The organism is Sutterella sp., assembly GCF_030539355.1.
In the GTDB taxonomy this organism is placed as follows: Bacteria; Pseudomonadota; Gammaproteobacteria; order Burkholderiales; family Burkholderiaceae_F; genus Sutterella.
This window is the reverse complement of record NZ_JAUNSF010000033.1, coordinates 1-24,932: the sequence shown is the minus strand read 5'-3', so window position 1 is coordinate 24,932 and position 24,932 is coordinate 1. Positions and strand designations below refer to the sequence as shown.

Genomic DNA, 24,932 nt, shown 5'->3' with positions numbered 1-24,932 from the left:
ACATAGTCGCCGTTGATCGCCGTGGCGTCCGCCTTGACGGCGCCCTTGGCTTCGATCGCGCCGCCGATGTTGATCTCGGCCTCTGCGGTGTGGTAGAGGACATCGCCGGCGATAGACGTGTCCTTCAGGTCGGCGCGCGCCTGCAGAATGATGTCGCCGTCGCCCGAGCGCGTGACCTGAAGGTTCGACGTGTCAAGCCCCGCGTCAATGACAACCGAGGTCTCCGAGTCCTTGATGTTGACGAGCTGGCTGAAGTCCGTGATCGTCGTTCGGATCTTCGCGTTCGAGCCCGTCGTGATCTTTCCCGCGGCGAGCGTCACGCCGTCCGGGGCGTTGATCTGGCCCTCGATGACGATCGAGCCGTCCTTGTTGACATGCTCGTCGGCTTTCCTCCACTGCGCGAGGTTATCGAGCGTCACGTACTTTTCGGTGTCGTCCCTGGTCGTGACGTAGTTCGTCTTCGGCATGACGATGCCCGTGAAGCTGCCGGCGTTGATGACGCCCGTCGCGCCCACCGTGATGCCGGTCGGCGTCACGAAGAAGAGATTGCCGCCGATGTTCGAGCCCTTGATCGCGTTCACGGTTCCGTTCACCGTCACCTGGTTGTCAACAAAGTTGACGAGGTGATAGGTGTTGTCGGGAAGCTTCAGGTTCGCGATCTGGTTCTTGTCCAGCGTGAAGTTGCTGAACTTGTTGATGCCGGCATAGCCGAAAGCTGCCCTGGCGGTCGTCTCCACCGTATGTACGTTGCCGTTCGTCTTGACCGTGGTGGCGGTCCAGCCGTCCTTCACCGTGATATCGGTGGCCTCGGCCGACGGAGCGGCGCCCATCAGGATGGCCGAGAGCACCGCCGCGGCGACGCCCGAAAGCGCTGCGCCGCTCAGGTGTCCTGCCGCGGGAGCGAAGGCCGCGGCCGGTGCGGCGGCCTCGACCGAGCTCTTCGAGTGCTTTCCTCGTGCGACGCGTTTCTCGTCAACGACAACAAATCCGCGGCGATGGTCATTCCAGAGGATTCGGAAGGCGGCGTTCATAATTATTCTCTTCGCTGAGGGAGGTCATTTTTCTTTGTTTACAAAGAAAAACGGAGGGACAGTGTCTCATCCGGGCTGTCAGCCGCTGCCCACGTGGGCAATCGGGCGGCGGGAGCTTGGAAGCCCTTGAGTTAAATCTATTAATTGTAATGTGCAGCGTTCGATATTCGGCGGCAAATCCATGACATGAATGGGTCAGTTCCCGTCATTGCGAACGTACCGGGCCCCGGCGGCCGTTTACGCCCGCTCACTGATGCCTGCGGGGAACGGATCGACAGGATGTTTGCCTGGTCTGCCGGTCGCAGCGCTCCGGCGTGAAAACAGTGAAGCGGCCGCTCCTCATTACCGGTTCGCCCGAGGGCCTGCTGCTCCGGCGCAACGGAAACCCGTCACGGGCCGGAAACGCTTTTCCTAACCCCTCCGCTTCCGGGCCCCGGAATCGAGACGCCGCAGCCGGGGCGGCTGGTCCTCCGAAGGATCCCCCGGGACTCAGACAGGCGCAGGAAGCGCGTCGCCTCATTCATCCGGTGTCGCGCCCCTGAGGAACGCTGAAAGCGGATCGCAGAGGCTGAACAGGCGTTTCGCCCGGCTGCCGTCCTCCCGGCCCCCCGGGCGCGTTACCTGACAAACCAAACAGGGACGCTCCGGGACCGAATCCCGGAACTTCTCCGCCAATTCCCCATATTTTTCAATGCATTTCCGGAAGTCTGAAGGATCAGCGACCGGAGGGAGTTTTCCACGCCGTCCGTTTTGAGCGACAGCCCCGGAACGACCGGCAGTCTCTGATAAATCTCCCCCTCTTCCCCGGAGGGATTCATTTTCAAATACCGCCATCCCCTCTATGCGGTATTCCTCCACGGTTCGTGTCGTTCGGAACGGGCTTCCGTCGGCTTGACAGAACCGATCAGGGAGGGTACTTTCCTAGTGTGCCATTGGGGTGCGGAAGGGATTTACGCAGACAAATTCCGTCTACATCATTGATTTTTTAGCAAATTCAAGTCCTTTTCACCCCAAAAAAGGCAGTCAGCGGGCGTGGCATTTAAAGGTCAGTGCCGCCCCCGCTTCCGGCAGTGAGTTTTGACAGGGCGTCATCCGGAACCGGCCGGTCCCAGACCCTCCGGTGCGAACGATGTCATTCCCTTTCATATCCCACATCCCCCCTCCTTCTGAAGGGGATCTGAGAATGAACCGTCGGAACCTCCGCCCCCGGCGCGTGAACTTCCGCTCGCGCGCCGACTCCCCGCTTCGCAGGCACGCCTGCGACGGGACGTGAGAAAACCAACCAGAGCAAAAAGAACAGCAATGACTGAAGCCATCACCGCCGCCGCTCAGGAGAGCGCACAGGCGGCCACCTCCTCCGTTCACGACACCGATCTCGTCGGTGACAACCTCAACTCGGCCGCCGCGGCCCTCTCCGACACCACGAGCTGGTTCACCGAGTTCTTCCAGAACCTCTTCGCCAACCTCTCCTGGGAGAACGCGCTCATTCAGGCGGGCTGCGTCGTCGCCGCCTTCATCCTCGGCGCCTGGCTCGCGAAGCTCTCGAGGAACTTCCTCAACAAGCTCCGCCCCGGAGCGGACAAGAAGGGGCTGCTCACGCATCTGCAGCACGTGACCATCACGCTCGCCGAGAACGTCGCCTTCGGCTTCTTCGCGGGCTCAATCGTCGCGCTCTGCTCCTACGTGATGACCTCGATCTTCGGCTATGACCCGAGGACGATGATCATCTGCCGCATCTTCTACAACATCTTCTACGCCTTCTCGATCCTCTCGATCGTGCTCGCCTGCCTGCAGGGCCTCGTCGGCAGCCACATCATCACGCCGGCCGTGAGAAAGGGCGTCACGACGATCTTCTGGGCGCTCGCCGTGCTGCAGTTCTTCGGCGTGCTCGGGAACCTGATCGACATCCTCGACAACACCCGCATCCCGATCGGCGGCGGCGACATGACGCTCTGGAAGCTCGTGATGGCGATCGTCTCGGTGCTCCTGACCCTCGCCGTGGCCAACTGGCTCGCCGACATCATCGGGCAGCTCATTGACGGCGCGAAGTCGATCTCCGGGAACCAGCGCACGGTTCTGAAGCGCATCACCAGCATCGCTCTGATCGTGCTCGCCGTCATCATCGGCCTCGGCACCGTCGGCATCGATCTCACGATCCTCTCGGTCTTCGGCGGCGCCCTGGGCGTTGGCCTCGGCTTCGGTCTCCAGAAGATTGCCTCGAACTACGTCTCGGGATTCATCATCCTGCTCGACAAGGCCGTCAAGATCGGCGACCTCGTCACCGTCGGCGGCTTCAAGGGCAAGGTCACGCAGATCAACACCCGCTACACCGTGGTCCGCAGCAACGACGGCATCGAGAACATCGTCCCGAACGAGACCTTCGTCACCTCGCCGGTGCTCAATCACTCCTTCAGCGACGAGGCCGGCATCGTCTACGCGACCTTCACCGTCTGCTACGACAGCGACGTGAAGCGCGCGCTCGAGATCATGCTCGAGGAAGCGAGCCGTCCGCGTCCGCGCATCGTCAAGGACCGCAAGGGCTGGGCCTACTGGAAGGGCATCGGCGACTCGGGCTTCGACATCGAGCTCGGCTTCTGGGTCGAGGATCCTGCGAACGGCACCGCGGGTCTGAAGACCGAGATCGCGCTCGCCGTCTACGAGCGCTTTGAGCAGGAAGGCATCGAGATTCCGTACACCCGTCACGAGCTCGTGCTGCGCGAGGCGCCCGCAGTCCTCAGGGTGGAGCCCGTCAAGGCCTCCGCGGAGACCGTCAGTGCCCCGGCCGAGGCCGTCAAGGCCTGATCAGCGGGACAGGAACGACAACGCCTCCCCGTATCAAGGGGAGGCACTCCCGGCGCCCCTCCGCTATGAGCGGACCCTCCCGCGGCATTAGCCGGGCGCCGTCAACCCTCACCCCCCAAGAGTACCCGTCATGACCGAACGAAAAAGAATCGGCAAGGAGACCCGCGAAGCCGCGATCAGACTCTTTGAGCAAGGAACCGGCTACAAGGCGACGGCCTCCAGGCTCGGCATCGCCGCCGCCACGGTGCGCGACTGGAAGCGCGCCTGGGTGAAGGGCGAGTTCTCGGCGGAATACCGCCGCCGCGTGCCGCTTGACGCCATGGAAATCCGCATCGTCGGAGAACTCAAGCGCATCGACACGCCCGACAAGACCATCGCCACCATGCTCGGCTGCTCGATCTCGCTCGTGCAGAACACCTGGCGCCGCATCCGCGAGGAGCGGGCCCGAGCCGAGGCGGAGAAGAACGTAGGCGGGACCGGGGACACATCCGAGGCCGGATGAGAAAGCCGCGGGTTTGATGTTTCCCCCCGTCTGAGACGAAAATCCCGTATCCTTACGCCACCCATCCTCTTTCCCCGCCCGGATCCGCATCGGCAGCGACCGCGGGCGGGAAGTGACGAAGCAAACAACCCAAAACTTTCAACATGACTGAAGCAATCACCGCCAGCGCTCAGGAGAGCGCTCAGGCGGCAGCCGCCTCCCATGAAACCGACCTCATGGGCGACAACCTCGACACGGCGGCCGAGGCGCTCGCCGACACCACGAGCTGGTTCACGGAGTTCTTCCAGAACTTCCTCGCGAACCTCACCTGGGAGAATGCACTCATCCAGGCGGGCTGCGTCGTCGTGGCGTTCCTGCTCGGCGCCTGGCTCTCCCGCGTCACCCGCACCTTCCTCAACAGGCTCCGCCCGGGCGCCGACAGGAAGGGCCTCCTCGTGCACCTCGAGCACGTGATCATCACGCTCGCCGAGAACGTCGCCTTCGGCTTCTTCGCGGGCTCGATCGTCGCGCTCTGCTCCTACGCGATGACGTACCTCTTCGGCCTCGACCCGAGGAGCCTCATCATCTGCCGCATCTTCTACAACATCTTCTACGCGTTCTCGATCCTCTCGATCGTGCTCGCCTGCCTGCAGGGGCTGCTCGGCCGCCACATCGTCACGCCGGCGATCAAGAAGGCCGTGACGACGATCTTCTGGGCGCTCGCCGTGCTGCAGTTCTTCGGCGTGCTCGGGCGCCTCATCGACATCCTCGACAACACGCGAGTGCCGATCGGCTCGGGCGAGATGACGCTCTGGAAGCTCGTGATGGCGATCATCTCGGTGCTGCTCACGCTCGCCGTGGCGCACTGGCTCTCCAACATCGCGGGCTCGCTCATCGACGGCGCGCAGTCGCTCTCGGGGAGCCTGAAGACGGTCCTCAAGCGCGTCACCGGCATCGTCCTCACCGTGCTCGCCGTGATCATCGGGCTCGGCACCGTCGGCATCGACCTCACGATCCTCGAGGTCTTCGGCGGCGCGCTCGGCGTCGGCCTGGGCTTCGGCCTGCAGAACATCGCCTCGAACTACATCTCGGGCTTCATCATCCTGCTCGACAAGGCGATCAAGATCGGCGACCTCGTCACCGTCGACGGCTTCAAGGGCAAGGTCACGCAGATCAACACCCGCTACACGGTCGTGCGCAGCAACGACGGCATCGAGAACATCGTCCCGAACGAGACCTTCGTCACCTCGTCGGTGCTCAACCACACCTACTCGGACGGCGCCTGCATCGTCTACGTCCCGTTCTACGTCTCCTATGACTGCGACGTGCACCGCGCGCTCGAGATCATGCTCGAGGAGGCGAGCCGTCCGCGTCCGCGCATCGTCAAGGACCGGAAGGGCTGGGCCTACTACAAGGACCTCGGCGACGCGGGCTTTGACCTCGAGATGGGCTTCTGGGTCGAGGACCCGCAGAACGGCACGGCCGGTCTCACGACCGAGATCGTCTCCGCGGTCTACAAGCGCTTCGACGAGGAAGGCATCAAGGTGCCGTACCGCGTCTTCGATCTCGTCTTCCGCGACGCCCCGGCGACGCTCAGGATCGAGAACACGAAGGCCTGACCGGAAACGGCCTGAAAAGGCATCGCCGGCGCATTCATCAGAAGGAGCGGAGTCCCCGGCCGGGGGCTCCGCTCCTTCGCGTTTAACCTCCGGTCACGCATTCGGCCGCCGCCCCGGGCCTCCGGTGTCGTATCATCAGGCACTTTCGTCCTAAGCCCCCCGTTCAAGATCCTTTCCTCCACACGGAGAAACGGGGGAGTGAGCTTTACTGATGGTGTCCGATCATGACCGTAAGCACCCCCGCCGCCGCCCAGCCCGATCTCGTCGATGAGAACATCGACACGGCCGCCGAGGCCGTCGCCGAGACCACGCACTGGTTCACGAACTTCTTCGAGAACCTTCTCGCCAACCTGACGATGGAGAACGTGGTGCTGCAGTTCACCGTCGTCATCGCGAGCTTCGTGCTCGGCTTCTGGCTCGCGCGCCTCGGCCGCGGGCTCCTCGAGCGGGTGCGCCCCGCCGCGGGGAGGAAGGGGGTGCTCGTCAACATGCAGAACGTGCTCATCACGCTCGCCGAGAACGTCGCCTTCGGCTTCTTCGCGGGCTCCGTGGTGGCGCTCTCCTCCTGGGCGATGACGTCCTTCTTCGGCTTCGAGCAGAGCTCACTCGTCATCTGCCGCATCTTCTACAACATCTTCTACGCGTTCTCGATCCTCTCGATCGTGCTCGCCTGCCTGCAGGCGATCGTCGGGCGCCACATCATCACGCCGACGCTGAGGAAGACCGTCGTCACCTGCTTCTGGATGCTCGCCGTGCTGCAGTTCTTCGGCGTGCTCGGCGACCTCATTGACATCCTCGACACGACCCGCATCCCGATCGGCAACGGCGAGATGACGCTCTGGAAGCTCGTGATGGCGATCCTCTCGGTGCTCTTGACGCTCGCCGTCGCGAACTGGCTCGCCAACACGATCGGCACGCTCATCGACGGCGCGCAGTCCTTGTCGGGCAACCAGAAGACGGTTCTGAAGCGCGTCACGAGCATCGCCCTCATCGTTCTGGCCGTGATCATCGGCCTCGGGACCGTCGGCATCGATCTCACGATCCTCTCGGTCTTCGGCGGCGCGCTCGGCGTTGGCCTCGGCTTCGGTCTGCAGAAGATCGCGTCGAACTACATCTCGGGCTTCATCATTCTGCTCGACAAGGCCGTCAAGATCGGCGACCTCGTCACGGTCGCGGGCTTCAAGGGGAAGGTCACCCAGATCAACACCCGCTACACGGTGGTGCGAAGCACCGACGGCATCGAGAACATCGTCCCGAACGAGCTCTTCGTCACCTCGGCCGTGCTCAACCACTCCTTCACCGACACGGCGACGATCGTCTACGTCACCTTCACCGTCTCCTACGACAGCGACGTGGACCGCGCGCTCGCCATCATGCTCGAGGAGGCTTCGAGGCCCCGCCCGCGAATCGTGAAGGACCGGAAGGGCTGGGCCTACTACAAGGGGCTCGGCGACTCGGGCTTCGACCTCGAGCTCGGCTTCTGGCTCGAGGACCCGGTGAACGGCTCCGCGGGCATCCGCACCGAGATCGCGCTCGCCGTCTACAACCGCTTCGAAGCCGAAGGCATCGAGATCCCGTACACCCGTCATGAGCTCGTGCTGCGCGAGGCGCCGGCGGCCATCCGCGTCGAGGAGACGACGAAGGCCTGATGCCCCCGCGCGGCGGCTCACCGCCTCCGCCCCGGAAACTGAAATCCCCCGGAAAAGGAGCCCGCGGACACGTCAGCCGCGGGCTCCTCATTTCTGCGTTTCGGCGACTTTTCGCAAAAATTGAGTTTTCCGTCTGCGACGAAATTCGTAAATTTCACCCGGGCTGTCTACAAAGACGCGCGAAGATTTCGGGAGCGACAGATTGTCGCGGTAGAATTTCCGGAATTCAGGAACTACAAGGAGCTTTTGATGTCCCTTCCGGATACCGCCGCTCGAGAGGCATTTCTCGTCATCGCCATTCTGAGGCGCATCCCGCGCACGTGGATTTCGTCCACGGAGCTCGAGCGCCGACTCGCCGAGGACGGCCTCGTGCTCAACCGCCGCCGCCTCCAGCGTCACCTCAAGGACATCGCCTCCTGCGAACTCCTTGACGTCGAGTGCCGCAGCGACTCCAAGCCCTATCAGTACCGCCGCAGCATGCCGAAGTCGGAGCTGCCGCTCGAGACGATGACGCCCTCGATGAGCCTCCTGATGCGCCTCGCCGAGGAGCGCATGAAGTTCCAGCTTCCTCCCGCGATCACGAGCGCCCTCACCACCTGGTTCGACGCCGCGCACCAGACGCTGCGCGAGAACCTCGATTCCCGCAAGGCCGAGTGGCTGAAGAAGGTCGCCACCGTCCCCTCGTCGCTCCCGATGCTCCCGCCGAAGATCAGGCCGGGCATCTTCGACAAGGTGAGCGAGGCGCTCTTCCGCAACGCGCTTCTCTCCGTGAAGTACAAGAACGTCGACAACGAAACCTTCGAGAAGGACGTCACGCCCCTCGGCCTCGTGCAGCAGGACGTGCGCCTCTATCTCGTCTGCCAGTTCTACGGCTACGATGACATCCGCCACCTCGCGCTTCACCGCATCGAGGACGCCAAGGTGCTCGACTTCGAGGGAATCCGTCCGAAGAACTTCTCGCTCGACAAGTACATCGCCTCGCGCCACTTCAATTTCAGCAACGGCGGCAAGGTGAAGCTCGTCCTCGAGTTCACGAACCCGCAGACGGAGAAGAACCTGAAGGAGACCCCGCTCTCGCGTGACCAGAAGATCACCCGCACAAAGAACGGCGGCTACCACCTCGAGGCCACGGTCAACGACACGCCCCTGATCGACGGCTGGCTCGGCCAGTGGTCCGAGATCGCCGGCATCCAGAAGGTCGAGCGCATCAAGATCGAGGAACCGGAGAAAAAGTAATCCGGCAAGAGAAAAAGAGCGGCAGGCACATCAAACCTGTCGCTCTTTCTTTTTGTGACCTGTCTTTCCTCTCTGCCATCAGACCGGAGGAGATTTCCACGGTCTGACGGAGATTCGGGAAAAACCGTCCCTTACGGGAGCTCGAACGTCACGACGCGGTTGCGGTCGACGACCTCGATCGTATTGCCCGTCTTCACGAGACCGCGGATGTCCTCGAACTGAGCCGGGAGACCCCAGGCGCCCGTCACCTTCTCGGCGGCGACGTCAATCGAGACGAGGAGGTTGAAGTTCTTCGAGACGGCCCAGAGCGTGCCGTCCTCCCAGACCATGCCGGTCACGTAGAGCTCGCCGAGCGTGCGGCCTTCCTTGAGGTCGGCGGCGGGGATGAACTCGCCCGAGAGCATCCAGTCGCTCATGAGGGCCTTCGAGATCACGAAGGTCTTCTTGTTCTTGTTGTCCGGAACGGTGGCCGTGAAGATGTAGCGGCCGTCCGTGGCGGAGGCGTGGACGTAGGAGAACTTCGCGCGCTCGGTGTCGATGCGGGCGCGGCCGAATCCGCCGACGGCCTCGACCTGATCGCGGCCGGCGGTGAAGTTGGCCCAGCCCTTCACGTCATCGGCCTCAGGATTGAGGCGGGCGCGGAGCAGCGACTTGTTCATGCCCATGATCACGAAGGCGTCCTTGCCGTACGGCGTGATGCCGACGATGTCGAGCACGTTCACGTCAAACCACGGATCCATGGAGGCGGCGACGACGGGCTTGAGGCTCTCGTCGAGCACCCAGAAGTCATACTTCGAGGCGACAAAGCGCTGGCCACGGACGCTAGACATCATGTTGACGGCGGCGTCAATGCCCTGGATCTCGCGGACGCTCTTCTCGGTGAGCTTGCCAGTGAGCGCGACAGGGGCGTTGTCGGCGTTGTGGTCCCACGTGAGACCGAGCTTCGCGGTGTTGGGCTTGTAGGCGAAGTCCGGATCCTTCACGTCACGCTTGCCGAGGAAGTTGATGCCCGCCCACATGCCGTGCCACGAGGCATCGCTCCAGACGACGTACTTCGGGTTGAAGGAGAAGCGGACGGGCGAGCCCTGGCCCCAGTTGGGCGGCACGCCGGTCGACCAGAGCGCCTGGAAGCAGTTCGAGCCGACGATCGCGGCGACGATGATCACAGCCCACTTGTTGAAGGTGCTCAAGGGGCGGAACGGCTTGCCCTTCATCTCGGCGATGAGCGCGTCAAAGCGCGGGGCGAAGTAGCAGGCGAGGCCGAAGAGCATCACCACGCACCAGAAGACGATCTCGGCCCAGAATTGCGTATGAATGCCGAAGATGTCGAGGCCGAAGCCCTGGCCGATGTCACGGGCGGCGTGGTTGCCGAAGTGACGGAAGCTCGAATAGAGACCGCAGGCGGCCATCACGAGCATCGTGGCGAGATACTTCGGCTTGAAGCCGTAGCGGACCATGAAGAGCGCGACGACGCCGATGTAGGCCATCTGCTGGCGCTGGCCCCAGCAGAGCGTGCAGGGGCTGTCGCCGAGGAAGTAGCCGAGGACGACATTGGCGATGCCGACCGGGAGGAGAACGATGAGCAGGCCGCCCCAGCAGACGATGTCGTACCAGGTCTTCGCGCGGCGGATGTCGTTCTCATTGACGGGCTGAGCGTAATCAGTCATTTCTCACCTCTCCCCATCAGATGTTCGGCATGCCGAAGATGGCGGTCGAGACGTGACCGACGTACATGAAGACGACCACGAACCAGGAGATGATCGTGAGCGCCCAGGCGAGCTTTTCCTTCTCGGGCTTCATCAGGATGAGAAGCACCGCGACGAAGAGCATCAGAAATTCAACGAATTCCATTTGTGTCTTTCCGTTTGGCAGTAGTGGAGTAGTTATGCGGGTTCCCCGGCGGCGGCGCCCCTGACCTCTTGAGGGCTGCCGGCGGCGGGAGATCCCTGAAGTGAAGCCGCCCCGTCTCAGCGGGGCGAAGTCTTCACGGCGGACCGGGTTGATGTCCCGGCCTCGATTTCGGGAGCGGAGCATACAGATGGATTCCTTCCGTATTCTTAAGGAGATCTACCTAGATACCCCTGGTCGGATATCGGATAGCAAGCAGCCTTTCGGTCCGAGAGCGTTGCCGTCATGGCATCCGGGTTCCGGAACACCCCGAGGGAATCATCAAGGAAATGCCCGGCGCGGGCATGTCACCCGGCCGGGCATTCAAGTGAGTCGGCAGGCGCCTGAGGGAGATCACTCCTCAGAGTCTTCCTCATCCTCCTCAAGATCCTCCGCTATCTCGGCGAGCTGCTCGATCACGAGGGGCTCTTTGCTCTCCGCGAAGGCCTCCGCGAGGATCCCGAGCACGCGGTCGCTCGAGGTTGAAGAGACCGCGGCCTCGAGGAGGAACGGGTCGTCGGCGACGATCTTCAGGATCGCCTCGCCGTCGAGTTCCTCGAGCGCCTCGTCGTTCCCGAGGAGCATCTCGCGCACCAGGTGACTGCGGTCCGCGGCGAGAAGCTTCACGGCGGCGACGGGCAGTCCTTCGCGGCGCGCGACCTCGGCGCGGATTCTCTGCGACGGGTGCGCGGCAAGGCGCGTGATGAACTCCGCCCAGACCGGATCGTGCCCGAGGTCGCGGGCGATCGTCTCGACCGCCTCAAGCCCGAGCGGAATGACGGGCGTCTCCTCGGTGACGACGGGGTCGACCCCCTCCTCCACCATCACGAGGCCGATCGAGAAGGCGTCCTCGCCCGGGCGGGCCGCGGGCGTCTCAGGCACGCGGCGGCCGAGGAGACCGCGCCTTGGATCGAGATCGTCGGTTCTCTCGAGCACGTCCTTTAGAGCTTCGACGGCCTCGCGAACCTCCGGATCCCTGTCGTCGGCGTAGTCCGCGGCGAGCCTGGCGGCGGCCTCGAGGACCGCCGGGGCGTCCGCCTCGACCTCAAGCACATGCGGACGGCGCAGGGCCTCCGCGAACGAGTTCGCGGCCGTCACGACGAGCTCGGCATCGCCCGGCAGCGCGTCGGCGAGGAAGAGGGACGGAATGCGCACGACCGCGGACGGGTTGGCGAGAAGCTCCTGACGCACGGTCCAGGCCGGGTCGAAGAGAAGTCTCTGCATCTCCTCGGCCGCGATGTCGGGGCGGGAGGCCGCCACGCGGCGCAGTCTCGCGTCGGGGCTCTGAGCGAGCGTCTTCGTGAGCGCGGCGCTCGCGGCACGGGCGGCCGGCGGGAGCTCGTCAAGTCTCGGCAGCGTCTCCATCACCTCGGCGGCGACGGCGGCGGGAAGCGAGACGGTGATGCGGTGAGCGGGGTCCGCCGTACTCACGCACGTGACGACGAACCTCGGGCCCGCGCCCTGCGGGGCGGAGCCGCCGAGGGCGGCGACGAGGCGGCGCCTTCTCAGGCGGGAAATAACGGAACGGCGGCGGAAGGACGGATTCATCATGGCGGTCTCCCTGTGACTGGATCGGGCGCGGAGCCCGAGAAAACTGTCGGAACACTACTGGCCGGAACCTCACCGGGACGGGGCCCCGGAGGAGAGGTTCCTCTCTTTGACTGAAAGATTAAAGGGTGATGCGCTCTTTGCTGTCGCAGCGATGTGCGACAACACAACCAATTGAAATCAAAGGAAAATCGGCCATTCCAACGCCATCTTCACGGGCATTTCGGCCCCGGCTGCGTCCTGCTCACGCCTGCTTTTCCGGTCGCCTCCGCAACGGTGTCCGGACTCGGTGACAGTCCGAACGCGTGGAGACGGACGACCCTAGGGAAATTACCTATACCCCTGTATACAGCCGCTGAGAGCTTCAGAAGCATATTGATTTTTATGAAAAATTTCAGGAATGATACCCATTCTCATTATTTCTTGAAATTTTCACAACTTACCTTTCATTTTTTGCGTTGTCCGAAACACAGCGCGGCGGAAAACTCTCACTCTGAAGGCGTAAGCCTTTGGTAGTAGGGAACCCATTCCCTAATGGAGAGGTGCCCATCCCCCACAAAGGGCACCCGAAAAAGAAGAGTGACCCCCGGCCCCGTACAGACACCTTGAACTCACAGGTGCGAGGCGCTTTTTTCGGGGTTTGGCAGGTTTCAATGCAGAGGAGACAAGTCTCATGGACCTCAAAAAACTCGGCAGACGCTCATTCCTGAAAGCCACGGCCATCACCGGCACGACCGCCGCCATCTCGCAGATGACCGCGGGCATCGTCCCGGCCGCGAAGGCGGCCGCCCCGTCGGTCCCGCTCGTCGGCGTGACCAAGGACGGCGGCGAGACCAGGATCGTCAAGACGAGCTGCCGCGCTTGCATTCACGACTGCGCGGTGCTCGCGCACGTCCGCAACGGCCGCATCGTCAAGCTCGAGGGCAACCCCGAGTCGATCATGAACCAGGGCGCGCTGTGCGCGAAGTGCCTCGCCGGCATTCAGGCCGTCTATCATCCGAACCGCAACAAGTACCCGCTCATCCGCGTCGGCCAGCGCGGCGAGAACAAGTGGAAGCGCATCTCCTGGAAGGAGGCGACCGACATCATCGCCAAGAAGATCGTCGAGGTGACCGACAAGTACGGCGCCGAGTCGATCCTCTGCACGACGGGCGGCGGCGGCAACCCTTGCTTCGCCGGCATCCGCCGTCTCGCGAACGCCATCGGCACGCCGAACTTCATGGAGCCGGGGTGCGCGCAGTGCTATCTGCCGCGCGTGGTGACCTTCAACCTCCAGTACGGCGGCCCCGCGACCTCGATCGCCGACGAGAACGCGCTTGAGATCTACAACCCCAACACCGAGATGAAGAGCATCGTGCTCTGGGGCGCCAACGCCTCCTACAGCTGCCCGGCGGGCGGCGGCCGCGCTCTGGTCGAGCTGCGCGCCAAGGGCGTCAAGACCGTCACGATCGATCCGCGCTTCATCCCCGACGCCGCCAAGGCCGACGTGTGGCTCCCGATCCGTCCGGGCACGGACGTGGCGATGATGCTCACGTGGATGAACTACCTCATCGAGCACGATCTCTACGACCACGACTTCTGCATGAAGTGGACGAACTTCCCGCACCTCGTGGATCCGGACACCGGCATGTGCCTGCGCGCGAAGGATTTCTTCGGCGAAGGCGGCCAGTACGACCGCGTCGTCTGGGACAAGAAGACGAACTCGCCGAAGCTCCTGCCCTATCCGTGGGATGACAACCTCGACCCGGCGCTCGACGGCGCCTACGAGTGGAAGGGCAAAACCTACAAGACCGGCTTCCAGCTCCTCAAGGAACGCTGCGCCGAGTGGACGCTCGAGCGCTGCGCCAAGCTCTGCTGGGTCGACAAGGACAAACTTGAGGAAGGCATCAAGATCTTCTGCGAAGGCCCGTCCGGCCTCGTCCTCGGCGTCGCGACCGACCAGATCGAGAACTCCGCCCAGGCCGCCCAGGCCGCGGTGGTTCTGAACGCCATGATGGGCTACGTCGAGAAGCCGGGCACGCTGATGCAGCGCAACTCGGGCGGCGACATGCTCAACCAGGGCCGCTACCCGGTCAATCCCTCGCCGCGTCTGCTCCCGATGGGCCAGTTGAAGAAGCGCCTCGGCGGCACCGAGCACAAGGGCCTCTACCTCTGGGACGCCGCGCAGCCCGCGGCCGTGCTCGAGGCCATGCAGAACGGCAACCCCTACCCGATCAAGCTCTGGCTCGAGCGCTCGGGCAACAAGCTCACGGCGCTGCCCGAGCCGCGCAAGTGGGCCGAGGCCTCGAAGAACGTGGATTTCATCGTTCACCTCTTCATGTACCCGACCTCGTTCTCGCGCTACGCCGACATGCTGCTGCCGTCGACCGAGTGGCTCGAGACGAACACCCTCGTCAACCACCTCAACCAGGTCTACGCCCGTCAGGCCGTCACCCACACCTGGGAGACGGTGGACGAGACGCTCGTCTGGTCGCGCGTGATGATCCGCGCCGCCGAGCTCGGCCACAAGAACGCCCAGCGCGCCTGTGACCCGAAGTTCATGCAGGAAGACCTCGCCTACTGGCACACGATGGAAGAGATGCTCGACCAGCGCTGCGCCACCGCCGGCCTCACCTGGAAGGAAATGCTCGAGCGCGACAATCCGCACACCTTCATGCCGTACGACCAGTGGAACCAGTACTACGTCTATCTGCAGAAGGACAAGGACGGTCTGCCCCGCGGCTTCCGCACCTCGTCGAAGCGCATCGACGCCTACGGCGACTGCTACATCACGCTCTCCAAGACCGGCAAGCCCTATGCCCGTGACCCGGACGTCCAGCCCTCCAAGGTTCCGTACGATCCGCTGCCCTACTACATCGAGCCCTTCGAGAACCCGATGAACGAGATCGGCAAGGAGTTCCCGCTCGTCATGACGAACGGCCGCATCCCGATGTACCAGCACGGCACGCTGCGCAACAGCCCGTTCATGCGCGAGCTCTATCCGGTGCCTGAAGTGTGGGTCAACCCCGTCGACGCCGCCAAGTACGGCGTCAAGCACGGCGACTGGGCCTGGATCGAGAGCAAGCGCGGCAAGGTCCGCGGCGTCGTCCGCGCGACCGAGGGCATCCCGGTGGGCGTTGTCTACATGGAACGCTTCTGGACGCCTGAGACGCTCAACTCCGCCGACGAAGGCTGGAAGAGCGTCAACGTGCAGGTCCTCGCCAAGGCCGACCCGCCCTACAACGACATGTTCGGCACGCATACGCTGCGCGGCTTCCAGGTGAAGATCTACAAGGCCGACGGTGCCCCCGAGGGCGTCTGGACGAAGCCCGAGCAGTTCAAGCCGTGGCTGCCGCAGCCGAGCGATCCCACGCCGGTTCCCGAGTACTGATTTAGGGATGACCCACCATGACCCAGAAAACGATGGTTATCGATCTTGACCGCTGCATCGGATGCTTCGCGTGTGAGATCGCCTGCAAACAGGAAAACAACGTCCCGCTCGGCGTGTACTACAACAAGGTTCTGTCGATCGGCCCGCTCGGGAAGTTCCCGAACATCAAGCAGTACTTCCTGCCGTCGATCTGCCAGTGCTGCAAGGACGCTCCCTGCGTGAAGGTCTGCCCGACCGGCGCGAGCTATCGCACCGAGGACGGCCAGATCCTCGTCAACAAGGAGAAGTGCATCGGCTGCAAGCTCTGCATGGCCGCCTGCCCCTACGGTGCCCGCTCCTACAACGCCGAGACGAACGTCGTTGAGAAGTGCACCCTCTGCCAGCACCTGCAGAACGTGGGCGAGAAGCCCGCGTGCGTGAAGGTCTGCTGCGCCAAGGCCCGCTTCTTCGGCGACATCGACGATCCCGAGAGCGACGTCAGCAAGGCGATCGCCGCCGCGGGTCCCGAGAACGTTCATTCGCTCCCGGACTCGGGCAACAAGCCCACCGTGCGCTACATTCTTCACAAGAAGAACGGCGAATGGCAGACCAACCCGCCGAAGATGCTCTGATGCATCGCCTCCGGCCTTCCGGGGGCCCCTCGGGAACGCAGCAGGTCAGAGTGCGGCGTTCCTCCGGAAGGGCTCCCGGGGAGGGCGGCGTCATCCCTCCGTTCACCTGGCGCTGAAGTTTCAGTCAGCTTCCCTCCGGGTGAATCGGGCGCCGCCCCCGGCCGGATTTCATGAACCCTGTTTCGGGGAGAGGGCAATTTCCTTTCGGGCAGGGAAGCTTCCGGCTCCGAGCCCGGCCTCCCGACTGGACTGCCTCTCCTCCTTTTTCCGCCCCCGGCCTGGGCCGGATGCCGGCGGAAGACCGCAATAAACCAGAAAAGAGCGACAAAAATGCAGGATCTCATCAACGCCCTTCAGGCCCGCCAGCTCATCTACAAGGTCCTCTCCGGCCTCTACCAGATCGAGGTCGACGAGGAGGAGCTCAGGAACCTCAAGGGACTCGAATTCCCCGTCGGCACCGGCAGCGACGCGCTCGACGAGGGTTCGAGGAAACTCAACGCCGCCGTCGCGACCCTCACGAAGGATGACCTCGACGAGCTCGCCGCCGACTACGCGCGCGTCTTCCTCTCGGCGGGCATCGCCGACGGTCCCGCCGCCTATCCCTTCGAGAGCGTCTACACGAGCCGCGACAAGCTCATCATGCAGGACGCCTATGAGCAGATGCTCAAGATCCTCAAGGAACACGGCATGGGCACCTCCAAGGAGGACCTCTACCCGGACCACCTCGGCATCGAGCTCGAGTTCATGAGCTTTTTGACCGAGAAGGCCGTGAAGGCCCTCGAGGCCGGCAAGGAGGACGAGGCCGCCGCTATCCTCGACGAGGAGAAGGAATTCCTCACGAAGCACCTCCTCAACTGGACGGGCAAGTTTTTCGACGACTTCGACCAGTGCGCCGGAACCGATTTCTACAAGGCGCTCTCGCTCTTCACGCGCGCCTTCATCGCCGAGGACGCGAAGTGGCTCCTCGACTGATCTGACAAACATTGCATTGAAGCCTTTACCCGCCTTTCATCCGGGATCCATCCTCTCCTCGGATCCCGCATGAAGTGAGGCCGTCCGTCATGACTCTTTAGACGGGCGGCCTCTTTTTCTTCCCGAGACCCCGGCGCGGGGTCTCAGGGTTTCACGGGCTGCGGATCAGGCCTCCGCGTCCTCCTCAAGGTCTAGCCCGGCGATCGCCTCGGCGACGCGCGGGTCGGCGTGCCCCGCGAACTTCGCGGCGATGAGCTTCGCAATGCGCTCTCCGGGGAAGCCCTCGCAGAGATCCTCGATCACATAGGGATCGCCGCCGATCGCGGCGAGGATCTCCTCGTCGGATAGATGCTCCGTGGCAGCCTCGTTCTCAAGGACAGCGGAGCGCACCTCGCGCACAGGATCGGCGATGAGGCGCTTCGCGGCGGCGGCCGGGATGTCCTCGCGCCTGGCGATCTCACCGCGGATCTCGTACGAGCGCTCGAGCGCCAGACGATCCAGGACCTCCTCCGAGGCCGAGCCCTCCGGGAGCCAGCAGCCGAAGCAGGAGGACTCGAAGATGGTGCGTGCGAGCGGCATCACGGGGGCGTCGTCGGCGAGCCAGCCGTCACCGCCCTCGGCGCCGGCGAACCCGAGCACCCAGACGTACTCGCCCAGGGGCTCGCTGAAGACCGGATCGTCCTGATGACGGGAGCGCAGGTCAATGAAGCGCGGACGCTTCTTCTCGCCCGCGGCCTCCTCGAAGCGCTCGATGAAGCGCGCGACGTAGGCACGGGCGTCGGTGCGGACCGACTGATCGGGGTTCACGGCGAGGGCGGCCTCGATCGCCTTGATGCGCTCGCGGCAGGCCTCGACGTCGTCCTCGTCGTCCGGGCGGGAGAGCTCGCTCGTCACGTTGCGGATGAGCTCGGGCTCGACGCCGCAGAACTCGACCAGGGTCGCCGGGGCGAGCCTGAGCACCGCGTGATGGTTCTGCGAGAGAGCCGTCCTCACGTCACCGGCGGGATCACGGGCGAGCACCTCGGCCTCGGCGGCCTCAAGGCCCTCGTAGCCCGCGGCGGCGCGGCGCAGACGGGAGTCGGGGCTGCCGGCGATCGCCTTCGCGAACGCGGCCACGCGGGCCTTCGCGGCGTCCCCGAGGTCATCGAAGCGCTGCTGATGGAAGGTGCTCTCGAGGAGCTCGGCGGCGTTCCCGTTCGGGAGCGCGAGCGTGACGAGGCCGGCGGCGGCCGGGTCGGCCGGGAGCTTCTCGAAGCCCTCCGTCGTCGGACGGAAGGAGGCGAGGACGATGCGGGCGCCCGCGGCGGGGGCGGCGGCCTGGCTGTGGTTGCGGCGGCTGAAACGTGCCATGGTGGATACCTCCTGATGAAGGAACAAAGAAGTTGTGAAGAGAAAAAAACGAAAACTTCCGGTCGAAATTCCTGCCCCGATCCGTTTTCCTTTTTTTCTTGAGATCATCATAACGTATAACGCGCTGTTTAGCGTCGCAGTTGAACACAACGAATGCGAGCTCTATTGACGTATTACGTGGCAGGGGGTCCGAAACCGCCTGCGGCGGAGCGGAATCGGGCTCAGCAGAGCACCCCGCGCCATGGCCCCCCGGGTACCGATGCGCCGTCCCCCGGCCGGACGCCGCCCGGAGGCTGCCGGGGCCCGGGGGATGACCGGAGGCGCGGGCGAGGCGGAGGGATCTCCCGCCCACGCTCCGCCGGGAACCCAGGCCGCGCGCCCCGGAGGAGGACCGGGCGTCCCCGGCGGTCGGGAGCGCCTTCGGCGCGATCGACTCGAAACCCACGCGGCCTGAAAGCGCCTGCGGCAGAGGCGGACCGGTCCCTTGAGCGCCGTCCGCAGGCGCATCCGCCCGCCCGTAGGACGCCGCGCCCGTCGGACTCCATGAAAGCAGTGAGGCCGCGCCTCAGGTCTGCGGGAAGTTCCAAAGGAGGACTTCATGCCCTGAGACCGCCTCTCCCGCAGGTAAATTGATTCATAAAGTGTCACCTGCCAAAGGCACTGCACGGCTCGTCCGTCTCAGCCGTCATGAAAGCGGCCAGATGTTCACAAAAGACACAAAGCTGAACGGGAACATCCCCGGATCGCCTGCGACAGAGGCGAAGCGGTCCGAAAAGCGGTTCAGGAAACCTTGCCTTTCGCCCTCGCGGCTTCGGACGGTTTCGAAGGAGCGTTCCATGTCCCGGAATCGCTTGTCCCGCAGGGAAAGTGGTTCATAAAGTGACACCTGGCAGAGGCTCTGCACGGCACTTCCATCTCAGCCGCCATGAAGGCGCTGATACGTTCATAAAAGACACAAAGCTGAACAGGAACGTCCCCGGATCGCCTGCGGCAGAGGCGAAGTGGTTCGCAAAGCTGTTCAGGAAACCGAGCCTTTCGCCTGCGCGAGGTACTCGGTCGGGGTCTGGCCCGTCACGCGGCGGAAGAGGCGCGTGAAGTGCTGCGGGTGCTCGAAGCCGAGCGAGAAGGCGGTCTCGGACACGGTCATGCCGGAGAGGAGCCGCTCCCGGGCGAGCCGCACGAGGTGCTCGCGCATGAGCGTGCGGACGTTGCCGCCCGTCTCGCGGCGGATGACGTCCGTGAGGTATCCGGCCGAGAGGAAGAGCCGCTCGGCGAACCACGAGACCGCGGGGAGCCCGTCCCTGCGGAGGGCGTCCGAGGCGCAGTAGTCGGTGAGGAGCTTCTCGAACCGCGCGAGGACATCATGCGAGACCTCAGGGCGGGCCGAGAACTGCCGCTCGTGGAAGCGCCGGCAGTAACTGAGGATGAGCGAGATGTAGTCGACGAGGATCCCGCGCTGCACCTGGTCGGCCGGGCGGGCGAGTTCGTCGCGCAGTTCCGTGAGGAGCGTGATCAGGATCCCGCGCTCCTCCGCGGTCATCTGGAGCGCCTCGTTCACCGAGTAGGAGAAGTACGAGAACTCGTGCATCCTCGCGGCGAGCGCAGTCCCGGCAATGAGCTCGGGCGAGAAGAGGAGCGCCCAGCCGCGGATGCGGAACACCTCGCCGTTGTCGGGAACGCCGCCGACCTGTCCCGGCCCCACGCAGATGAGCGTGCCCGCCTCGTAGCGGTAGCTGCCGGCGCCGTAGCCCAGGTCCTCGAAGCTGTCGTCGCGCAGGAAGAGCGCCCAGACCCCGAAGCGGCAGCGGCAGTGCCGGATGGGCGGGAGCTCGGCGTAGTCGATCACGCTCACGAGCGCATGCCGGTCCTCGGCGCCGACGAAGGCGTTGTAGTCGTGCACGGTGCGGGCTTCAAGGTCGGGCTTCATGGCGGGCGGGATCCTCCGGGCGGGTTGCAGAAAATTTTAGCCCTCGCCCTTCCCGCACACTTCCTTCATGCTTCGTGTCCCTGCCGGAGACCCGTTTTGATCAGAAACCGCGGAACGGGTAGGCATTCCCAGGAATCGGGTTAACGTCCGCGCAACTCCTCTCCTTACGCTCTGAAGCAAGGAAAAGAGCGCTTTGAACCGGAGGGAACAATGAAGCGATATCTCATCATCGGCGCCAGCGGCGGCACGGGCCGGGTGATCACCCGCAGGCTCCTCGCCGACACGGACGCCCTGCTCACGCTCGTTGCGCGCCGCGCGGACCGCGTCCTCACGGAAACGCCCCGCACCCGCGTGATCGCGGGCGACGCCTCGGACCCCGCCTTCGTCGCCCGGGTGCTCCCGGGGCATGACGCGGTGCTCTCGCTTGTCTCCGGGCCGGAGCTCCCGAAGGTCGCCGCGAACCTCGTGCGCGCTATGGAGGCGGGAAGCGGAACGAAACGCCTCGTGCTCACCGCCGCGGTCGGCATCTACAACGAAATCCCCGACGACATCGACGGCGAGGACAACCTCGAGCACGAGCCGCTGCAGCGCCCGAACCGCGAGGCCGCGGACATCGTGGAGGCGAGCGCGCTCAACTGGACAGTGCTCCGTCCCGGGTACCTCAGGGACGGGGACGAGCACGACTTCGTATTCACCCAAAAGGGCGAGCCCGCCCGCGGTTACGTCACCACGCTCCCCTCCTTCGCCCGCCTCGTGCGTGACGTGCTCGCCGACGAGACGCTGATGAGCCGGCGGAGCGTGAGCATCACGCGCGACGCCCGCGCCGGCGGCTGATCCCGTCAAGACACCGGAAAGATTCCTGAACCAATTCCTTTCATTCAAAGGAGACAACCATGTCGGAATTCATCACCACGGCCAACACCTCCCGCCGCACGTTCCTCCGCTCGACTCTGCTCGCCACGGGCGGGCTGCTCTCGGGCCAGGCCTTCGCGGCCTCCGCCGCCGCGGGCGCAGCAAACACCGGCGCCGCAGCGGGATCGATGGAGTTCGTCAGGCTCAACAACGGCGTCGAGATGCCGATCCTCGGCTACGGCACGCTGCGGATCCCGCGCGAGAAGTGCGCCGACTGCGTCGCACAGGCGATCCGCACCGGCTGGCGCCTCATTGACACCGCGAAGAACTACTCGAACGAGGTGCAGGTGGGCGAGGGCATCCGCAGGAGCGGCATTGACAGGAAGGAGCTCTTCGTCACGACGAAGCTCTGGATCAAGGACTACGGCTACGAGCAGGCCAAGGCGGGGTTCGAGGCCTCGTGCAGGCGCCTCGGTCTCGACTACATCGACCTCTACCTGCTCCACCAGCCCTTCGGCGACGTGCACGGCGCCTGGCGCGCCCTTGAGGAGCTCCATGCCGAAGGGCGCATCCGCGCGATCGGCGTCTCGAACTTCTTCCCGGACCGCCTCACCGACCTCATCCTCACCTCGAAGGTCGTCCCCGCGGTGAACCAGATCGAGTTCTCGCCCCACTTCCAGCGCTGGAGCGACAAGCGCGAGAACGAGGAGGCCGGGACGCTCGTCGAGTCCTGGGGGCCGCTCCTCTCGGGCATGTACCCGGAGGTGTTCGACGAGCCCGTTCTGAAGGAGATCGCCGCCGCGCACGGGAAGACCGTCGCCCAGGTGATCCTGCGCTGGCTCACGCAGAACGGCGTGATCACCGTCGTGAAGACCGAGCGCCCGGAGCGCATGGTCGAGAACCTCGGGAGCATGAGCTTCCGCCTCACGGCCGAGGAGATCCAGCGCATCGCCTCGCTTGACCGCCGCCATACGATGTACAAGGACCACCGGTCCGCGAAGGACGTCCGCTGGTTCCACAACGAGGCGACGCGTCCCGAGTGAGTCTTGAGAATCGGCCGCAGTCAGACCGCCCCTGACTTCAATGAAAACTGAGAGAAGCCCGTTCCGGTTTTGCCGGGGCGGGCTTTTCCGTTCTCGCAATGACCGCCGATGAGACCCCGGCCGCCGCTCCGCCGCCGCTTCCGGCGGGGTTGCCGTTCCACAGGGTTGCTCCTCGTCAGATCACATTTTCAATCTCAGGAAAATTGCATTTAAATGAAACTAGTTCCATCTTTAATTTATCTTGGTGATTTTCCTGAAATTTTATTTTAAAAAACCATTGACAACCGCAGCCGGATGCTGTGTAATCATGGCCGTGCCGATTCACTTCGACCTGAAATTATACTTTCAACGAGGATCAAAGATGACCGCTTCATCCGATCTTAAGTCGACGCCGATCCGTCTCTGGCTCGCCCGCCGCATCATCGAGGAACAGAGCAACATCGCCGAGCTCGGCCGGAGCCTCGGCGTCACGCGGAGCTGCGTGAGCAACTGGTACGCGGGCACGAGCCGCATCCCGGCGCGGTTCCTGCGCGGACTCGGCCGACTCTTCGGCGAGGACCCAGTCACGCTCGCCGAGCTCTACATCGAGAGCTACGAGCCCGACATCGCCGAGATCCTGCTGCCCGCCCTGCGCGAGGCCAGGAAGGAAACCGCCGCCCTCAACTGACCTTTCCTTCTCACCGCGGAGGATGAGCACCGCCGGGCGCAATTGAAAGCGCGCGCCGCCCGGAAAGGGCCTCCCCGTCCTCCCTGCCTGATCGGAATGGGCAGGTTTTGCGGAGGATGCGAAGCATCCGCATCCGCCTTGGCACCCTAAACTTTTGAGAAGCAGACAAACGGCTTCAACGGAGCCGGAACAACAGACTTCTCCCACGGAAATCAAGGTGCTTTCATGACCGAAAAGAATGTCCTGATCGTCTCGGGCCACCCGTCGCCCGACGCGTCCTTTGCCAACCGCACGATCCTCGAGGCCGTAGCCGAGGCGCTGCCCGCGGCCGAGATCGACCGCCTTGACCGCGGCTACGACGTCGCCGCCGAGCAGGCGAAGCTCGAGAAGGCTGACGTGATCGTCCTCGAGTTCCCGCTCTGGTGGTACTCGTGCCCCGCGCTCATGCACGGCTGGTTCGAGGAGGTGCTCGCCTTCGGCTTTGCCTACGGCTCGGGCGGCACGAAGCTCAAGGGCAAGAAGCTCCTTCTCTCCTTCACCTCGGGCTCCCCCGAGGAGAACTACCGCGAGGGCGGCCCGCAGAACTTCTCCGTCGAGGCGTTCCTCCCGCCCTTCCGCCAGACCGCCGCGATGTGCTCAATGGAGTTCGCGGGCTACGTCTACTCGGGCGGGTATCTCCCTGACCCGGCGCTCGCCGAGGCGCTCGGCACGAAGGCCCGCGAGCACGCCCGCCGTCTCGTCGAGAAGATCGAGTCCCTTTGATTTCCGAAGGAGCACGTGATCATGCGTTTCCTCGTCACCGTCCGCATCCCTGACCGCGCCGCCGTGGCGCCCCTCGTTCCCATGCACCTCGCATACCTCAATGCCGAGACCGACGCCGGTCACTTCCTCGCCTTCGGCGCCTTCGCTGACGGCTCGGGCGGGTGGCTGATCGCCGAGGCCGAGTCCCTAGGCGCCCTCGAGAGCATCCTCGCGAAGGATCCCGCCGCCGCCGTGAAGTCCGTCACCTACTCGCCCGAGGAGATTCACGTCGGGCGCGTGGGAGCCCTCACCGTCGGCTGACCGCCCCCGGGACACGCCCGTCTGTAAACAGAGACGGGAGGGCGGGATCAAACCACAGATCAGGCCGGATCCGGAGCCGTTCTCTCCTCCAGCAGGCTTCCGGACCCGGCCATTTCATGGCTGGTCGGAATCAATAACGGGCCTCGGAACAGGCCGGACCGGGGCCGCACGCCGGGAGTGCCTTCTGAAGCTTCCCGAAGCCTTTGGCGGCCCCGTCGATCTGAACTAGAATTGCGCTTTCCAAGCCCAACTTCCGTTTCAGGAAACCGTCCGCCGTGTCCGACCGTCCCTATCGCTTTCTCTTCGCCTGCCCCCAGACCGTCTTTGACGTGAGCAACGGCGCCTCCATGCAGGTCTACTCCATCCTGCAGGAACTTTCGCGCCGCGGCATCCAGACGGCGAGCTTCTGCGGCGGCATCTTCGACGACCCCGCCGGCATCGCCCGCATCCCGAACCTGAGAAAGCAGATCGAGGACAACAAGGAGAAGTCGATCCTCATCAACAAGGACGCCTCCGGCAACCCCGAGAACCCGATCACGCACTGGTTCTTCACGGGCTTCCACTCGACCGAGTGGAACGAGATGACGCATGACGAGGAGTCGAACTTTTTGAACAAGTTCACCGAGATCCTGCGCACCTGGAAGCCCGACTTCGTGCTCGGCTACGGCTGCGACCCGGTCTGCCGGTCGATGTGGATGGAGGCGCGCCTCTTCGGCATCCCGACGGGGTACCTGATCTGCAACGGCAACCACCATCACTTCCGCTTCCCGCTCCACGACATCGTGCTCTGCGACTCGCACGCGACAGCCGAGGTCTACAAAAAGG

Annotated in this window: 21 protein-coding genes; 14 read left to right on the top strand and 7 right to left on the bottom strand. The window is 64.2% G+C overall.

Features of this window, described 5'->3' with window-relative positions; translation table 11 throughout:
* A partial coding sequence (locus tag Q4F91_RS06650; RefSeq protein WP_303336010.1) for a leukotoxin LktA family filamentous adhesin occupies positions 1-1,031 on the bottom strand: 1,031 nt, incomplete at its 3' end.
* A gap of 1,302 nt (positions 1,032-2,333) precedes the next feature.
* Between Q4F91_RS06650 and Q4F91_RS06645 the strand changes: the two genes are divergently transcribed.
* The 5 genes from Q4F91_RS06645 to Q4F91_RS06625 all read left to right on the top strand — a co-directional run bounded on the left by Q4F91_RS06645 (position 2,334) and on the right by Q4F91_RS06625 (position 8,818).
* The gene (locus tag Q4F91_RS06645; protein WP_303336009.1) at positions 2,334-3,833 is read left to right on the top strand and encodes a mechanosensitive ion channel family protein; all 1,500 of its coding nucleotides are present in this window, start codon (positions 2,334-2,336) and stop codon (positions 3,831-3,833) included.
* A gap of 130 nt (positions 3,834-3,963) precedes the next feature.
* Positions 3,964-4,335 carry a helix-turn-helix domain-containing protein gene (locus tag Q4F91_RS06640; RefSeq protein WP_303336007.1) on the top strand — a complete coding sequence of 124 codons (372 nt, stop codon included), beginning with the start codon at positions 3,964-3,966 and terminating at the stop codon, positions 4,333-4,335.
* A 143-nt stretch (positions 4,336-4,478) separates the two neighbouring features.
* The gene (locus Q4F91_RS06635; protein WP_303336005.1) at positions 4,479-5,933 is read left to right on the top strand and encodes a mechanosensitive ion channel family protein; all 1,455 of its coding nucleotides are present in this window, start codon (positions 4,479-4,481) and stop codon (positions 5,931-5,933) included.
* Between the two features lie 224 nt (positions 5,934-6,157).
* Positions 6,158-7,582, top strand: coding sequence for a mechanosensitive ion channel family protein (locus Q4F91_RS06630; protein ID WP_303336003.1), 1,425 nt, complete (start codon positions 6,158-6,160; stop codon positions 7,580-7,582).
* Between the two features lie 249 nt (positions 7,583-7,831).
* Positions 7,832-8,818, top strand: a complete 987-nt coding sequence (locus Q4F91_RS06625; RefSeq protein ID WP_303336001.1) for a YafY family protein — start codon at positions 7,832-7,834, stop codon at positions 8,816-8,818.
* 131 nt (positions 8,819-8,949) lie between these two features.
* On the opposite strand, the gene Q4F91_RS06620 is transcribed toward Q4F91_RS06625, so the two are convergent.
* The 3 genes from Q4F91_RS06620 to Q4F91_RS06610 all read right to left on the bottom strand — a co-directional run bounded on the left by Q4F91_RS06620 (position 8,950) and on the right by Q4F91_RS06610 (position 12,256).
* On the bottom strand, positions 8,950-10,485 hold the full coding sequence (locus Q4F91_RS06620; protein ID WP_303335999.1) for a disulfide bond formation protein B: 1,536 nt from the start codon (positions 10,483-10,485) through the stop codon (positions 8,950-8,952).
* 16 nt (positions 10,486-10,501) lie between these two features.
* Complete coding sequence (locus Q4F91_RS06615; protein ID WP_303335997.1) at positions 10,502-10,669, bottom strand: dihydroneopterin aldolase; 168 nt, start codon at positions 10,667-10,669, stop codon at positions 10,502-10,504.
* 390 nt (positions 10,670-11,059) lie between these two features.
* Positions 11,060-12,256 (bottom strand): hypothetical protein, encoded by a 1,197-nt coding sequence (locus tag Q4F91_RS06610; RefSeq protein ID WP_303335993.1) that lies wholly within the window; start codon positions 12,254-12,256, stop codon positions 11,060-11,062.
* A gap of 670 nt (positions 12,257-12,926) precedes the next feature.
* Here Q4F91_RS06610 and Q4F91_RS06605 point away from each other — a divergent pair.
* The 3 genes from Q4F91_RS06605 (at position 12,927) to Q4F91_RS06595 (ending at position 17,206) form a co-directional block, all read left to right on the top strand.
* Positions 12,927-15,623 (top strand): molybdopterin-dependent oxidoreductase, encoded by a 2,697-nt coding sequence (locus tag Q4F91_RS06605; protein ID WP_303335991.1) that lies wholly within the window; start codon positions 12,927-12,929, stop codon positions 15,621-15,623.
* 17 nt (positions 15,624-15,640) lie between these two features.
* On the top strand, positions 15,641-16,234 hold the full coding sequence (locus Q4F91_RS06600) for a 4Fe-4S dicluster domain-containing protein (protein WP_303334277.1): 594 nt from the start codon (positions 15,641-15,643) through the stop codon (positions 16,232-16,234).
* Between the two features lie 330 nt (positions 16,235-16,564).
* Positions 16,565-17,206 carry a molecular chaperone gene (locus Q4F91_RS06595; protein WP_303335989.1) on the top strand — a complete coding sequence of 214 codons (642 nt, stop codon included), beginning with the start codon at positions 16,565-16,567 and terminating at the stop codon, positions 17,204-17,206.
* 165 nt (positions 17,207-17,371) lie between these two features.
* Here the strand turns inward: Q4F91_RS06595 and Q4F91_RS06590 are convergent, their stop codons facing one another.
* The 3 genes from Q4F91_RS06590 to Q4F91_RS06580 form a co-directional block, all read right to left on the bottom strand.
* Positions 17,372-18,556: a hypothetical protein gene (locus Q4F91_RS06590; RefSeq protein WP_303335987.1), complete on the bottom strand. Its 1,185-nt coding sequence runs from the start codon at positions 18,554-18,556 to the stop codon at positions 17,372-17,374.
* 685 nt (positions 18,557-19,241) lie between these two features.
* On the bottom strand, positions 19,242-19,394 hold the full coding sequence (locus Q4F91_RS06585) for a hypothetical protein (protein WP_303335985.1): 153 nt from the start codon (positions 19,392-19,394) through the stop codon (positions 19,242-19,244).
* A gap of 180 nt (positions 19,395-19,574) precedes the next feature.
* Positions 19,575-20,483 (bottom strand): helix-turn-helix domain-containing protein, encoded by a 909-nt coding sequence (locus Q4F91_RS06580; RefSeq protein WP_303335983.1) that lies wholly within the window; start codon positions 20,481-20,483, stop codon positions 19,575-19,577.
* A 210-nt stretch (positions 20,484-20,693) separates the two neighbouring features.
* Here Q4F91_RS06580 and Q4F91_RS06575 point away from each other — a divergent pair, with 210 nt between their 5' ends.
* From Q4F91_RS06575 to Q4F91_RS06550, 6 genes are all read left to right on the top strand, one after another.
* Positions 20,694-21,317, top strand: a complete 624-nt coding sequence (locus Q4F91_RS06575) for an NAD(P)H-binding protein (protein WP_303335981.1) — start codon at positions 20,694-20,696, stop codon at positions 21,315-21,317.
* Positions 21,318-21,376: 59 nt separating this feature from the next.
* A complete protein-coding gene (locus Q4F91_RS06570) occupies positions 21,377-22,378 on the top strand; it encodes an aldo/keto reductase (RefSeq protein WP_303335980.1) in 1,002 nt (333 codons plus the stop codon).
* Positions 22,379-22,739: 361 nt separating this feature from the next.
* Positions 22,740-23,045 (top strand): hypothetical protein, encoded by a 306-nt coding sequence (locus Q4F91_RS06565; RefSeq protein WP_303335978.1) that lies wholly within the window; start codon positions 22,740-22,742, stop codon positions 23,043-23,045.
* A 225-nt stretch (positions 23,046-23,270) separates the two neighbouring features.
* Positions 23,271-23,807: an NAD(P)H-dependent oxidoreductase gene (locus Q4F91_RS06560; protein WP_303335976.1), complete on the top strand. Its 537-nt coding sequence runs from the start codon at positions 23,271-23,273 to the stop codon at positions 23,805-23,807.
* 21 nt (positions 23,808-23,828) lie between these two features.
* On the top strand, positions 23,829-24,107 hold the full coding sequence (locus Q4F91_RS06555; RefSeq protein ID WP_303335974.1) for a YciI family protein: 279 nt from the start codon (positions 23,829-23,831) through the stop codon (positions 24,105-24,107).
* Between the two features lie 275 nt (positions 24,108-24,382).
* The coding region (locus tag Q4F91_RS06550) for a hypothetical protein (protein ID WP_303335972.1) at positions 24,383-24,932 on the top strand (550 nt) is incomplete at its 3' end.

What these genes read in the sequence shown, in the direction of transcription:
- Q4F91_RS06575 (WP_303335981.1), top strand. Translation starts at nt 20,694, where the DNA reads ATGAAGCGATATCTCATCATCGGCGCCAGCGGCGGCACGGGCCGGGTG.
- Q4F91_RS06580 (WP_303335983.1), bottom strand. Translation starts at nt 20,483, where the DNA reads ATGAAGCCCGACCTTGAAGCCCGCACCGTGCACGACTACAACGCCTTC.
- Q4F91_RS06630 (WP_303336003.1), top strand. Translation starts at nt 6,158, where the DNA reads ATGACCGTAAGCACCCCCGCCGCCGCCCAGCCCGATCTCGTCGATGAG.
- Q4F91_RS06585 (WP_303335985.1), bottom strand. Translation starts at nt 19,394, where the DNA reads ATGGAACGCTCCTTCGAAACCGTCCGAAGCCGCGAGGGCGAAAGGCAA.
- Q4F91_RS06640 (WP_303336007.1), top strand. Translation starts at nt 3,964, where the DNA reads ATGACCGAACGAAAAAGAATCGGCAAGGAGACCCGCGAAGCCGCGATC.
- Q4F91_RS06645 (WP_303336009.1), top strand. Translation starts at nt 2,334, where the DNA reads ATGACTGAAGCCATCACCGCCGCCGCTCAGGAGAGCGCACAGGCGGCC.
- Q4F91_RS06605 (WP_303335991.1), top strand. Translation starts at nt 12,927, where the DNA reads ATGGACCTCAAAAAACTCGGCAGACGCTCATTCCTGAAAGCCACGGCC.
- Q4F91_RS06555 (WP_303335974.1), top strand. Translation starts at nt 23,829, where the DNA reads ATGCGTTTCCTCGTCACCGTCCGCATCCCTGACCGCGCCGCCGTGGCG.
- Q4F91_RS06600 (WP_303334277.1), top strand. Translation starts at nt 15,641, where the DNA reads ATGACCCAGAAAACGATGGTTATCGATCTTGACCGCTGCATCGGATGC.
- Q4F91_RS06560 (WP_303335976.1), top strand. Translation starts at nt 23,271, where the DNA reads ATGACCGAAAAGAATGTCCTGATCGTCTCGGGCCACCCGTCGCCCGAC.
- Q4F91_RS06620 (WP_303335999.1), bottom strand. Translation starts at nt 10,485, where the DNA reads ATGACTGATTACGCTCAGCCCGTCAATGAGAACGACATCCGCCGCGCG.
- Q4F91_RS06570 (WP_303335980.1), top strand. Translation starts at nt 21,377, where the DNA reads ATGTCGGAATTCATCACCACGGCCAACACCTCCCGCCGCACGTTCCTC.
- Q4F91_RS06635 (WP_303336005.1), top strand. Translation starts at nt 4,479, where the DNA reads ATGACTGAAGCAATCACCGCCAGCGCTCAGGAGAGCGCTCAGGCGGCA.
- Q4F91_RS06565 (WP_303335978.1), top strand. Translation starts at nt 22,740, where the DNA reads ATGACCGCTTCATCCGATCTTAAGTCGACGCCGATCCGTCTCTGGCTC.
- Q4F91_RS06610 (WP_303335993.1), bottom strand. Translation starts at nt 12,256, where the DNA reads ATGATGAATCCGTCCTTCCGCCGCCGTTCCGTTATTTCCCGCCTGAGA.
- Q4F91_RS06590 (WP_303335987.1), bottom strand. Translation starts at nt 18,556, where the DNA reads ATGGCACGTTTCAGCCGCCGCAACCACAGCCAGGCCGCCGCCCCCGCC.
- Q4F91_RS06615 (WP_303335997.1), bottom strand. Translation starts at nt 10,669, where the DNA reads ATGGAATTCGTTGAATTTCTGATGCTCTTCGTCGCGGTGCTTCTCATC.
- Q4F91_RS06625 (WP_303336001.1), top strand. Translation starts at nt 7,832, where the DNA reads ATGTCCCTTCCGGATACCGCCGCTCGAGAGGCATTTCTCGTCATCGCC.
- Q4F91_RS06595 (WP_303335989.1), top strand. Translation starts at nt 16,565, where the DNA reads ATGCAGGATCTCATCAACGCCCTTCAGGCCCGCCAGCTCATCTACAAG.